Below are 12,271 nucleotides of genomic sequence, written 5' to 3'. Positions count from 1 at the left end.
CTTCATGTATAACTATTGTTTGTTAAAAGTTATATATTTTAGTTCACCTTCTAAATATCTGGCAATTGTATAAATAGCATCGGATAAACGATTAACATATTTCATAAGTATTGGGTTAACATGTTCCTCCCTGCTTAAAGTTAAAATTCTTCTTTCTGCTCTTCTGCATACAGTTCTAGCTACATGTAGGCCTGCAGAAGCTTTACTGGTTCCTGGAATTATAAATGCATTTACTTCTTCTATTTTAGATATATATGTATCTATGACTTCCTCTAAAAATTCTACATGCTGGGTTTCAATCTTTTCAGGAAACTTTTCTCTATCCTGAGTAGCTAACTCTCCAGCTACATCAAATAATTCCCTTTGTATTCTATAAATAATACCAACAATTTTTTCATCCTTCACAAAATTTCTAGCTAAACCTAGGGTAGAATTCAGTTCATCTATTGTACCATAGCTTTCTACTCGAATATCGTCCTTTGATACCCTTTTTCCATCATATAAACTTGTTTCTCCTCTATCACCGGTTTTAGTATAAATCTTCATTCTACTACACCTCCTTCAATAATTTTCTATATCTATTGTACTGATTTCTTTCTTATTATACCTTTTTTTAAAAAAGTATTAATAAGTTAAATTATGGAATAGAATTTAATCTATAGCTAATTAATCAGGATTATAGGCTTCATAGAATATTATTTAGGAGGCATAACTGTAGCAATCCCTTGTAACACTATAACCCCATCTTGATTTGTACAAATGGTCTTAAGCTTGATACGGTTTTTTTCTTCTTTTTTCTCTATTACTTCAGCCTCTACTTTAATAGTATCACCAAATTTGACAGGGGCTAAAAATTTTAATTCCTGCCCTAGGTAAATGGTTCCAGGTCCTGGTAAATACATGCCTAAAACAGTAGAAATTAATCCAGCTGTTAACATGCCATGGGCTATTCTTCCTTTAAACATAGATTTTTCTGCCGCCACCTGATTAATATGGGCAGGATTTAAGTCCCCTGTAATACCTGCATATAGATATACATCTGTTTCAGTAATGGTTTTTTCAAAGCTTGCTTTGTCACCAAGATTTATTTGTGTTATATTTTTTCCAATCATTTATTATTCCTCCCAACCTTTTGATTTGTTTATATATTTAATTAACTTCAACCTTTACTTTGTTAACCTTCGTTATATAAAGTGCTTTTCCTTTATTTTGTTAAACTTAGCGTATTTTTGATTCTTTTTTTCTATCTATTTATAATTTTGTATATATTATAAGAATATGATAGGATGATAAGGTAAAGATTGTTTTACAACTATTGGGTTTTTCTTAAGAAATTATAATTATAGCATAGAGGTGTATATGTGAATGAACTATAAGCAAATAATAAATTCATTTCATAATAAGAAAAAATCAACTTCTAATCCCCTATTAAAATCATCCGTGTTAGTTCCTCTTGTAGAAATAAAAGATGATTTGCACGTGTTGTTTCAGGTTCGCTCTCATCAGCTGAATACGCAACCAGGAGAAATCTGCTTTCCAGGGGGCAAGGTTGAAAACAATGAGACTCTTCAACAATCAGCAATAAGGGAAACCATTGAAGAACTAAATATTTTACCTAAAAATATAGAGATCATCGGAAAATTAGACCCTATTGTCACGACCTTTAATATGATTATTTATCCTTTTTGTGGATTCCTTCATAATATTAAAGTTGAAGCCATTGACTTTAATAGGGTGGAGGTGGATTCTATCTTTACTGTTCCTTTAAAGGAACTAATGCTACAACAGCCTTTAGCCCATAAATTAAAGGTAAATACAGCACCAGATAAAAACTTTCCCTTTCATCTCATCCATAAAGGAAAAGAGTATAATTGGAGGACAAGTGATTACCACGTCTATTTTTATCAGTATCAAGACTATGTTATTTGGGGCATCACAGCAAAAATCCTTAAGAATTTTTTAGAGATTATTAAGTGCTAACTGAAGATCCCGGTGCTTGTTTATTCTCCTGGAACAGGCGCTGGAGCTATATTAGCCCTAAAAAAGTTTTGTAATTGTTGAGATGTTTTAGTATCAATGGTAAAATAATAACCTTCTATGTAAATATACTTATTGTTCATCAAACCATAAATATCATTGCCATCAGAGAAATAGAAATTAATAGGACCTACAATATCCGTCTGTTCAGTAACAGTATACTCTTCTTTTACAGTATAAGTAAATAAGTTTTCTACTAGATTCAATATTTGCTCTCTTTCCTGTAGCATACCTATGGTGATGTTTTCTGTATTCTTCAATTCTATTGCAATTGACTCTATCAGTCTTTCTTTTAGCTGTTGACTGTCTGTAAATTGGTTGACTTCTATAGCTGTATAGTTTATTTCTTCATCTGTTTCGTTAGTGTCTAAAAAATCATTTGCTTCCGGTGATGAATCTGAAGCACAGCCAATTAAAAAGAGTAGGGTTATTAGTAGTATAGCTATTATCTTTTTTATCTTCATTGTATATCACCTACCTCTAACATTTCTTCTATTATATCATACATTTTTATTATTATGCATAGGAATGATAGTCTACAAACCATAGTTTTTAAAGATTTTAACCAATTCGTACTTATCTATACCTCCCACACTAAACTCTTCCATTAAAACTTTTTGAAGTTTTGTATAGTTGGGAATTTCATGGATTTTCTTCAGCATTTTGTTTGTTGTAGCAATATCCAACAACGTTAATCCATCAACAAAAGCTTTTTTATAGGTTTTTTTTGAAATATTAGCAAAAACCTATCGTCTAAACTTTTCCTCCTTATTTTTAAAATATGAATCCTATAAAATATTGTCTTTCTTTATTCAATAGCTGCCAGCAAATATTTTCCTTGTCCCAAGTTTACTTCTTTGCCTTGAAGCCCCCTATAATTTGTTAGAATCCCATCATCTATATCTATTCTTAGCTCCCTATTTTCTATACTCATCATTAATTCATTATGTCTATGGATATAAGTCAAGACTTTAAAGTCACAAGTATCTTTACTGTTGAATAGCCAATATATAGGTCTTTTATTATAGGTTTTTATATGATCTTTATAAAAGTATTTTTGAAAGTATCTTTTAATGGTCTGTCGAGATGTTTCATTGGACTTCATTCCTAAAGTCTCAGCAATATAGGTTAGATTACCCTCTATAGCCTCTTGTCCAAAGGTTGCTATTAGAAAAGCTTCAAATCTATTTGTAATGTCTCCTTCAAAGCTTTCATTCTCCACAATAGGAACTATATTATTTTTACTGGCCTGAAGGGATTTATATTGATTGATGTTAAAATCTCCGCCACCATAAACTAATCCATCTGCATCCAAAGAATATCGACCAAACATGCATCCTACAGCATAGGAGATAAGGGATTTTATATCCCTCTCTCTATTAGCTTTTTTTATGGTTATTTCCTTCTCCTCTACCTCTGGAGTTAATACATCCTGTAAACCATATATTTCAATAAACATTTTATTTAAGACTTCTTCATTAGCCTTCAATCGATTAAACTGGTTTTCTGTAAAGCTTTCCCATTGGTTGTAGGCCTCTTTAATATAACATGTATTGTGCCGGTGAATTAAAAAAGGATGTTTTTCAAAATCCCAAGAGGTTTCAAAGGAATCCCAGTGTTTTTTAGCTATATCAATATTCTCTAATGCTAATCGATTAATTTTTTCTAAAGTTTTTCTATCTTCGGTTTTAATAACGGGGATATTTTTAATATCTCCCACTTGAATGTTAATGGTTGGATTTAAAATATCCATATAGTGTCTAGATAAATTTGTTGAAATTAAAGCTAAAATATAAAAAATCCATTCTTCCTCTACAAATATCATAGATCCAGCTACATCAAAAATAAACCCCTTCGGAGAAAGCCTAGGTGCCATATCTTTTCCTATGAAGGTATAGGTTATTCCTTCTTTAAAATATAAGCCTTCATTTTTAATGGTTCGGGAATAGTTACCATAAAGCTGTGCTGCATATTTTTTTACTTCATAACCATTTTTCTCCCAATTGATAACCATGTCATTGTTACCATACCATTTTCTATGGCCGCCCCCCTTGTTATAGGGAATCCACTTATAGCCTGCTGTATCATTTGAGCTTGTGGCACCAAATTTAATAGTAGGAAAACTTACTTCGTACCAGTATTTTAAAAATCTATTATTATCCGAAGTAGCCATGCCTTGTCGAGGCTTGCCAATAGTCTCAAGTTTCTCTCCCCTTTTAAAGGTATCAAGGGTACTGGAGGATATCCAAAAAGCTATTTTGTGATTGGGTATATCGTTAAAAATAGTTGGCTCTACCACATATTTATTTCCATCCTTACTTTTAATAGCCTCTTCAGCCCTTTGGGCTTGAACATCTCCCCTGGCCTGTAGCTTAATAAAAATAGCCTTTTTAAACAAAGGACACTTGTTGATAATAAAGGTGCTTATGGATACAGATGCATCTTGAAAGCCTTCATCCTCTAATTGAATCAAACTATCCAACTGATAGTTATTCATTATCACCCTTCTAAGTTTTTCATAGGAATTAATAAACTGCCATACATTTGGTGTCATAAAACCTGTATAACCATATTCTTTAGTAAAGCTAAGGTTTCTGATGATAAATACCGAAAATAGATCATATTTATAATCCTTATAATTATCTTCTAGGAACCTTTTAAGATTAGGATTTAATTTTCTTAAACCTCCATAGGGGGGATTAGCCACTACCACATCATACTTGTCACTCATCAGCCTTCCTTGTTTCACTAATGGAGGTATTGTTTTTAATATAGCTTCTCTGTACTCCAGCATAAAAAGGTCTTCTATGTCAGCTTCTCGAATTTCTTCTATTCTTCCCTCAATTGCATCAAAATTTATCTTTTTTACCTCTAGCATAGCACCATATTCTTTAGCATTTTGAAATATGTCCATTAGATACTGTACTTCATCTTTCAAGTCCTTTTGTGGAGCTATAAAGAAATCCATTGCTTCTTGAGAAATGTCGATACTTTCCTGTATAGCGTAAATATTTAACGATACTTTTTTATCAAATATATCAGGGGTTTTGCTTCTTGCCTGCATCATTAAAGCAAAAGAGGTCAATGGAGTTACTTTATCATCAATATCTAATCCATAGAGGTTTTTTTCTAAAATTAGCTTTGATATATCTTCTTCCCTATACCCTGCTTCTAAGTAGATGTCGTAGAGGAGGTCAAATGCATAAACCAGTATATGTCCAGAGCCCATTGCTGGATCTAGTAACTTTATGTCCTCAGGGGTTAATTTTTTATTACCAGGAGCATATCGTTGTTGTTTTACTTCTATCCCCTGGTGACCTTCATCTAAATAATACCTCCACTTAGATATCAGCTTTGTATCAGGATTAATATCCCTCCAAAGCTTTCCTAGGGAATTTTCCACCATATATTGTACAATCCATTTTGGTGTAAAAATTTGTGTAGCAGCAGGAATGTTTTCTTTCATAATTTTTTGATTTTTATTTACTCCTGCAAACACCTCATCCTTTTCCTGAGAAATATAATATTGATAAAGCCAGCCAATAACTTCAATCCCTTCTCTAAAGGCTTCTTCTTTAACAGAAAAGACTAGATCATCAATAATTGATCCCCTCGCAAGTAAATCATCGGGTAATAAAAGCTCTATATACCCTCTTATCCTTTGAAATATAGTTGGTATGATTTTTCCTAACTGATTACACTGCCTTACTAACAGATACCTATATAGATCTTCAATGTCCTTTTCTTTTATTAAGCTAGTTACTATTTCTCTATTTAAATCCAAATCAATATGTAATGCCGCTCTAATAATATCCGGCTCTTTTTTACCTTCTTCTATAGAAGACAACACCCTCACACCTGTAGGAAGGTATCCTTTAACCTCCATAAACCTTAAAGCTATTAAGCCATTGAACCAAATATAGGCCGCCTCTTCTATCACTTCCTCAAAGCCCTTTTCCTTAATTCTCCCTACTAGTTGTTGCCGTTGTTTAAATTGATATTGTTTTAAAACTATATTATTATCTTTTTCGTCTAATATAAATCCATTTTCAGAAAGTTTCATTTTTTTTATCTCATCTTTTGTAACCCCTAACTGCTGGGCCCTTTTCATAATACCATTTATCATTTTTTGTCTTCCTCTTATGGCAAAGCTTTTTAAGACGTTTTTGTCCATTTCCCTACCCCCTGATATATAGGTCATCAAACCTCTATGCTGATTTTCTGTTATCTTATTATAACAAAACTTGTTTTTCCAGTAAATGATCCATCCCAGTGCTTAAAAACATCGATAAATAAACCTTCTTTGTAATACAAAAACCCTGCCTGTCAATAGACAAGGAGGGCTTATATTTTCTTAATACTTTAGTTTAGATTTCTTTAATCTTAAGAGGCCATATAATTCTTTGTATAATAAGCATACACTTCATCGAAGCTTAATCCAAGAACTTCCCCTAAATTTACATATTTTGCAAATAGCTTTGTATAGATAGACAAAGCACCAATATAGTTGTTTTGAAGGATTTCTTCCTTGAGATTGCTTATACCATCATAAATAGATGAGAATAATTTTATAATATTTTCTTCCCTTTCTAAAGCTTCAATGGCATATTTATCAATAATATTAAATTCATGAACATTGCCTATAGATAATAAAAATTTCATGGCGTCAAGATACCTAACAAACAATTTATCTTTAGGAATACTCTCTTGTTCTTTAGAATATTTATAGCACTTAGTTAAGTTTGCTATCTCTCCTGTTTTTATTTGCAAGGCTAAAAATCTTAAGTCAAAAACATTTTCCTTGCCCAACGCGTCCTCTTTTATATCACTTATTTGCATGATACTATTTTCTATAATGCTTTGTATTTTAAATAAATGCTGTAAGTCCATAATCATTCCCTCTCTAAAATATATTATTAGTACCTAGTAATAATACTTGATAATATAATTATACCTATTTTTGAGGATTTGTAAATATATTATATTCTTACAACCTTTTTAACTTCTTATAATTAACTCAATAGCTTATATTCCATACAGGTTTTTATATCTATTTTTTTAACACCAAAACTCTTAAAGTCAACTGTTGCAATCCCCTGATTTACCATTGATATATAACCTTTACCAAAAAATTTATGGGTTAGATATGTACCTTTTTTATAAATACTTATATCTAATTCCCTGGGGTTTACTTTATGTTTTTGGGATTTTGGTATTGGCCTTGTTTTGGGTGAAGTGATGTTAAGGAATTTTTTAACTTCTTTAATAAACATAGACTCCTCTACGCTATTGTTGAACCTTTTTTTCACTGTGCATATTTTCAACTGACTCCTAGCCCTAGTTAATGCCACATAAAAAATTCGTCTTTCTTCCTCAAGCTCAGAGACATCTTGATTTTTTTGTAATAGATTTAAACTTGAAGCACTAGGTAAAACATCCTCTATTACATCAATAATATAAACATCATCAAATTCTAAGCCTTTTGCAGCATGGATAGTAGATAAAACTATAGTCTTGATTTTATTATGGCTTGCCTTTTCAGTAAAAAGCCTTAATGCTTCTACTTTATCGATAAATTGTAATCCTGTTGTCACATTTCTAGCTAAGTGTTCTAAAACTCCCATAGTATTATTTACTACTTCTTCAGAGGTTAGATCTTGATTTTTTAAATATTCATCATAGCTTAAACGTCTTCTAATAAACTCCATAAAGTTACTAGTGTTTTCTTTTTTAAAAACGTCAAATTCATATTTCAACCGAATTATTCTATTCTTTTGGTATTCCTTAAGGGCTGGATAGGTAAGTAACAGGTCAAAAATATTTATATTTTCTCTTTCTTTGGCATCCATTTCCTTTAATTGCTGTGCAACATACCCAATTGATTGCTTTGATAGATAAGCGTTTAACTTATAATAAATATTATTGAACAGCTCCAGGCTACAGGGCCTATAGGTAAATTTAATAAAAGCTATAATATCCTTTACAATCCAGTGTTTGAAAAAAGACATTTTGTGTTCTCTTACATAAAAGGGAATGTTCATTTCATGAAAACTATCTATAAAGGGAAGGGCGGAGAAATTATTACGGAATAAAATCGCCACTTCATTGGATGGACTCTTTGCCTTAATTTCTTGTATAATTGTCTCTATTTGAGTTTTTTCATTATTAAATTCCTCAATGAAAACCGGTAAACCTTTATCCTTTTTAGTAAAAATATTTTTCTTATATCGTTGCTTATTTAAAGAGATCACCCTATTACTCAGGTTAATGATGTCCTGTGTACTCCTAAAGTTTTCTTCCATAAAATATACCTGAGCACCCCTAAATTCCTTAGGAAACTCCAATAATATTTTGGGATAGCTTCCCCTCCATGAATACAGGGTTTGATCATCATCTCCTACGCAAAACAGATTATTATTAGGTTTTACCAGTAATTTAAGTATTTCATATTGTATCCTGCTGGTATCTTGAAATTCATCAACCTGCCAATAATCATATTTGTTTTGCAGTCCTCTTAAAAGTTGGGGCTCCTTCAGGAGGATATGATAGGCCACCGTCAACATATCATCATAATCTATATAATGATTTTCCCTTTTTATTTTCTCATAGGCTTCAAATATAAGACTGAAATTTTTTATGCTATTTTTAAGTTCTTCTATTTCCTTTGGTTTTAACATCATATTTTTTATATAGGTTATATTGGCCAAAAGCTCCTCTAACTGTTCTTCGGTTATATATTCCTTATTTGTCTCTTTAAAGATATCCTTGAGTATACGGTATTTATTGGTTTCTTCCTTTTCATCCTCTATGATAATTAGAGGCAAGTCTTTTTGTCTATAATAGTACCTTATCACAGAATAGGCAAAGGAGTGTATTGTGCTAAATTCAACATCATGTATATTGGGTATTTGTCCCCCAAACAATTTAATAAATCTTTCCTTCATATCCCTTGCAGCAGCCCGTGAAAAGGTCATTGTTTTTATTTTTTTAGGATTTACATTATAGTTGATAATAAGATTAGCTATCCTAGTACACAAAGTGGTGGTTTTTCCTGCTCCGGCAACAGCTAGAACAATGGCTGGCCCATCCTTATGTAAAGATGCGTTTTTTTGCTGTTCATTCAATTGAATTTCAAACATGTGTCATCATCCTTTAAGAGAAATATACATAATTGCTAGTCCTTTTATATTATAACATTTGATGGCTAGATTTTTCCTCTCCCTTGATATTTTGCTTTAATTTTGATTGTATTAATGATAAATATTGATATTTAAAAAAATATGGAAATGCTAGGGCCCAGTCATCCTGAGGGATAACGAAGAATAACAAACCGCTACGGCTTATACTAAAGTTACAATTCAGTCTAAAATCAATAATGAAATTTAACATGAGCATAAAACTACAATTAATACAAAAACACCAGTCATCAAGACTAGTGTTTGTAATGGTTATACTTAAATTTAAGCGAGTAGGTCGGTAAGCCGAGTTCTGTCGTGGATGATCATCTATCTAGGCCGGCTGTTACCAGACGGCTCAAGCAACCTACCACGGGACACGACGGGCCGCCGTTTTTTTAGTCCCTACTTGGTCTTGCTCCAGATGGGGTTTACATAGCCAGCTAGTCGCCTAACTGCTGGTGAGCTCTTACCTCACCTTTCCAGCCTTACCAGACAGCTTAAAAGCTGTTCTCACCACAAATTCAGTATTGCTACTGAACAAGGGGTCTGGCGGTATCTCTCTGTTGCACTTTCCTTGGAGTCACCTCCACTGGGTATTACCCAGCACCCTGCCCTATGGAGCTCGGACTTTCCTCGTCCACAGATAACTGTGTCCGCGATCATCTGACTTACTCGCTATATTTTATTGTTCTCAATCAAGAATAATATCATACCATGAATTTTCTATCCTGTCAAAAGTTAATATTTGTAAATTACTTTTCGTCCATTGCTCTATTTGCTAATGCATCTGCCTTTTTATTTTTTTCTCTTCTAATATGTTCTATATGAAATTTATCAAATTTATTTACTAATGGCATCACCATATTGTACATGGGAATCATTCTTTCATTCTTTACCTTATATTCTCCTTTAATCTGTTTAGTTACCAGTTCGCTGTCTAAGTAGCATGTAACATTTGTTGCTCCCATGTCCACCGCCACCTCTAAAGCCCTGCTCAATGCTTTATATTCAGCCACATTGTTAGTTTGAGTCCCTATATATTGGCTAATTTCTTTAATGCTATTGCCTTCAGCATCCTCTATAACAATACCTATTCCTGCTTCCCCAGGGTTGCCCCTAGAGCCTCCATCTGTATAAATAATTACCTCCATCAAAATCCCACACCCTTCTATTATAGTATATTAAATGGATTTATGTTTGTGCTAGATGAAATCACTTCTACATCTATGTCTCTTTCCTTCATTTGTTTCTTTAAATATTGTGTAACCAAATCCACAAAAACAATTTCAGTTTCAAAATGGCCAGCATCTATAACATTAATGCCTAGCTCTATAGCCCTCTGGGCATCATGATATTTAACATCTCCTGTTACAAGACAATCGCAACCTTTGTTTTTAGCCATCTCTATATAGTCGGCTCCACTACCGTTAACTACAGCAATTTTTTTTACCAAGGTTTTAGGATTACCAGAATACTTTATTTGCTTCAACTGAAGAACAGTCTTTATGTTGTCTATAAATTCTTCTAATTTTATAGGTTTTTCCAATTTGCCTACGCGCCCTAATCCCATTGGATTGTTCTCATTATCAAGAGGAATAATATCATAGGCAACCTCTTCATAGGGATGGGCCTGGATCATATTGTTGATTGATTGCTGTAGACAACTTTGGGAAGCAATTGTTTCTAAACGAATTTCTTGTACTTTCTCTAATTGCCCCATTGTCCCAATAAATGGATTGGTACCTTCTAATGGTTTAAAAGTACCTGTTCCATTTGTTCTAAAACTACAATGACTGTAGTTTCCTATATGTCCTGCTCCTGCCTGATTCAGGGCATCCGCCACCTTATCTTCATGTCCTACAGGTACATATATGACAATTTTATATAATTTCTCCCTATGGATTATATCTAAAACATGTACATCTTGTAGTTTCAATTTCTCCGCCACAAAATCATTTAGTCCCCTTGGTGCAATATCCATATTTGTATGGGTGGCATAAATATTGATGTTGTTGGTAATTGCTTTAAAGACTAAAGCTCCCTTATAATCTTCTCTTATTACAACTTTAAGGGGGGAGAAGATCATAGGATGATGGGCTATAATCAAATTAACCTTTTTTTCTATAGCCTCCTGTAGTACCTCTTCAGTAATATCTAGACATACCATAATTTTATCCACTGAGTTTTCATAGCTTCCTACTAATAATCCTACATTATCCCATTTCATGGCCAATCCCTTAGGGGCAAGTTCTTCCATAATTTCAAGAATGTTTTTTACTTTTTCAGCCATTGTAGCACCTCCTCTAGCTTCTTTAATTTATCTTTAGATTGTTGATGCTTTTGGGTAGCACTTAAGGACTGTTGTTTTTTTACATGATTAATAATCTCTTGTTGAACCTTTATTTTTCCCTCTATAAATTCTGTCGCCAAGTCTGTTGGATTGTCTTTAAGGAAAAATCCTATTTCATAGAATATATTATCTTTTACCTCCTGTGTACCCTTCTTAGCTACAAGAATTTCGTATATACGGAAATCTTCTTTTATCAATAGGTCTTTCTGTATCTTAAAGCCATTGGTCACTAGATATCTTCTTAGTTCCTCCTGGGCCTGCATAGGCTGTAGAATAAAGGTATCTATACTATTGGTTACCTCTGGGTTAGCCTGGAGTAGTTCCCCTATAAGGATACCCCCCATACCTGCTATAATAGCCGTATCTATCTCCTTAGGCCTTAAAACCTCTAGGCCACTTCCTAAACGGAGGTCTACCTCCTGTTTATAACCATGCTCCTCTATATTCTTGCGGGCAGTCTCCAGTGGTCCCTTATTAACATCACTGGCAATAATATGAGAGGATACCCCTTTTTCCAAAAGATAAATACTTATATAGCCATGGTCAGTGCCAATATCTGCTACTCTGCTGTTTTTTGATACCAACTCAGCTATTTTTTCTAATCTCGGAGTTAATTTTACCTTCATTATAGGATTCACTCCTTCCTGTTATAAATTTGTTGCATTTAGTAAATTTATTTTCTTTTAAAATATAACCTCATATTTTT

General features: G+C 32.9%; 11 protein-coding genes and 1 other RNA gene. 1 reads left to right on the top strand and 11 read right to left on the bottom strand.

Annotated features, from left to right (window positions below; translation table 11 throughout):
• Positions 1 to 12: 12 nt before the first annotated feature.
• Positions 13 to 546 carry a cob(I)yrinic acid a,c-diamide adenosyltransferase gene (locus tag BLS22_RS05805; protein WP_090551902.1) on the bottom strand — a complete coding sequence of 178 codons (534 nt, stop codon included), beginning with the start codon at positions 544 to 546 and terminating at the stop codon, positions 13 to 15.
• A gap of 149 nt (positions 547 to 695) precedes the next feature.
• Positions 696 to 1,112 carry a MaoC family dehydratase gene (locus BLS22_RS05800; RefSeq protein WP_090551897.1) on the bottom strand — a complete coding sequence of 139 codons (417 nt, stop codon included), beginning with the start codon at positions 1,110 to 1,112 and terminating at the stop codon, positions 696 to 698.
• Between the two features lie 253 nt (positions 1,113 to 1,365).
• Between BLS22_RS05800 and BLS22_RS05795 the strand changes: the two genes are divergently transcribed.
• Positions 1,366 to 1,980, top strand: coding sequence for an NUDIX hydrolase (locus tag BLS22_RS05795; RefSeq protein WP_090551895.1), 615 nt, complete (start codon positions 1,366 to 1,368; stop codon positions 1,978 to 1,980).
• Between the two features lie 20 nt (positions 1,981 to 2,000).
• On the opposite strand, the gene BLS22_RS05790 is transcribed toward BLS22_RS05795, so the two are convergent.
• The 9 genes from BLS22_RS05790 to BLS22_RS05755 all read right to left on the bottom strand — a co-directional run bounded on the left by BLS22_RS05790 (position 2,001) and on the right by BLS22_RS05755 (position 12,191).
• Positions 2,001 to 2,501 (bottom strand): PH domain-containing protein, encoded by a 501-nt coding sequence (locus BLS22_RS05790; protein WP_090551892.1) that lies wholly within the window; start codon positions 2,499 to 2,501, stop codon positions 2,001 to 2,003.
• A 72-nt stretch (positions 2,502 to 2,573) separates the two neighbouring features.
• Positions 2,574 to 2,726 carry a hypothetical protein gene (locus tag BLS22_RS15060; protein WP_176762074.1) on the bottom strand — a complete coding sequence of 51 codons (153 nt, stop codon included), beginning with the start codon at positions 2,724 to 2,726 and terminating at the stop codon, positions 2,574 to 2,576.
• A gap of 119 nt (positions 2,727 to 2,845) precedes the next feature.
• Positions 2,846 to 6,211, bottom strand: a complete 3,366-nt coding sequence (gene pglX / locus BLS22_RS05785) for a BREX-1 system adenine-specific DNA-methyltransferase PglX (RefSeq protein WP_090551888.1) — start codon at positions 6,209 to 6,211, stop codon at positions 2,846 to 2,848.
• 209 nt (positions 6,212 to 6,420) lie between these two features.
• Entirely contained in the window at positions 6,421 to 6,927 is a 507-nt protein-coding gene (locus BLS22_RS05780; RefSeq protein ID WP_176762073.1) for a dUTP diphosphatase, read from the bottom strand.
• A gap of 122 nt (positions 6,928 to 7,049) precedes the next feature.
• Positions 7,050 to 9,176: an ATP-dependent helicase gene (locus BLS22_RS05775; protein ID WP_090551879.1), complete on the bottom strand. Its 2,127-nt coding sequence runs from the start codon at positions 9,174 to 9,176 to the stop codon at positions 7,050 to 7,052.
• A gap of 322 nt (positions 9,177 to 9,498) precedes the next feature.
• Positions 9,499 to 9,890: RNase P RNA component class A (gene rnpB / locus BLS22_RS05770), an RNA gene on the bottom strand.
• Between the two features lie 77 nt (positions 9,891 to 9,967).
• Positions 9,968 to 10,366, bottom strand: a complete 399-nt coding sequence (locus BLS22_RS05765) for a ribonuclease HI family protein (protein WP_090551875.1) — start codon at positions 10,364 to 10,366, stop codon at positions 9,968 to 9,970.
• Positions 10,367 to 10,386: 20 nt separating this feature from the next.
• On the bottom strand, positions 10,387 to 11,505 hold the full coding sequence (locus BLS22_RS05760) for a Nif3-like dinuclear metal center hexameric protein (RefSeq protein ID WP_090551871.1): 1,119 nt from the start codon (positions 11,503 to 11,505) through the stop codon (positions 10,387 to 10,389).
• Positions 11,490 to 12,191 (bottom strand): tRNA (adenine(22)-N(1))-methyltransferase, encoded by a 702-nt coding sequence (locus BLS22_RS05755; RefSeq protein ID WP_090551865.1) that lies wholly within the window; start codon positions 12,189 to 12,191, stop codon positions 11,490 to 11,492. The genes BLS22_RS05760 and BLS22_RS05755 overlap by 16 nt, the downstream gene beginning before the upstream one ends.
• Between the last annotated feature and the right edge of the window lie 80 nt (positions 12,192 to 12,271).

The sequence above is a fragment of the Natronincola ferrireducens genome (assembly GCF_900100845.1).
Lineage (GTDB): Bacteria > Bacillota > Clostridia > Peptostreptococcales > Natronincolaceae > Natronincola_B > Natronincola_B ferrireducens.
This window is presented reverse-complemented; position numbering and strand designations above follow the sequence as displayed.

Excerpts from the sequence above, each read along its gene's own strand:
- BLS22_RS05805 (WP_090551902.1), bottom strand. The coding sequence starts at position 546 with ATGAAGATTTATACTAAAACCGGTGATAGAGGAGAAACAAGTTTATAT.
- BLS22_RS05800 (WP_090551897.1), bottom strand. The coding sequence starts at position 1,112 with ATGATTGGAAAAAATATAACACAAATAAATCTTGGTGACAAAGCAAGC.
- BLS22_RS05795 (WP_090551895.1), top strand. The coding sequence starts at position 1,366 with ATGAACTATAAGCAAATAATAAATTCATTTCATAATAAGAAAAAATCA.
- BLS22_RS05790 (WP_090551892.1), bottom strand. The coding sequence starts at position 2,501 with ATGAAGATAAAAAAGATAATAGCTATACTACTAATAACCCTACTCTTT.
- pglX (WP_090551888.1), bottom strand. The coding sequence starts at position 6,211 with ATGGACAAAAACGTCTTAAAAAGCTTTGCCATAAGAGGAAGACAAAAA.
- BLS22_RS05780 (WP_176762073.1), bottom strand. The coding sequence starts at position 6,927 with ATGGACTTACAGCATTTATTTAAAATACAAAGCATTATAGAAAATAGT.
- BLS22_RS05775 (WP_090551879.1), bottom strand. The coding sequence starts at position 9,176 with ATGTTTGAAATTCAATTGAATGAACAGCAAAAAAACGCATCTTTACAT.
- BLS22_RS05765 (WP_090551875.1), bottom strand. The coding sequence starts at position 10,366 with ATGGAGGTAATTATTTATACAGATGGAGGCTCTAGGGGCAACCCTGGG.
- BLS22_RS05760 (WP_090551871.1), bottom strand. The coding sequence starts at position 11,505 with ATGGCTGAAAAAGTAAAAAACATTCTTGAAATTATGGAAGAACTTGCC.
- BLS22_RS05755 (WP_090551865.1), bottom strand. The coding sequence starts at position 12,191 with ATGAAGGTAAAATTAACTCCGAGATTAGAAAAAATAGCTGAGTTGGTA.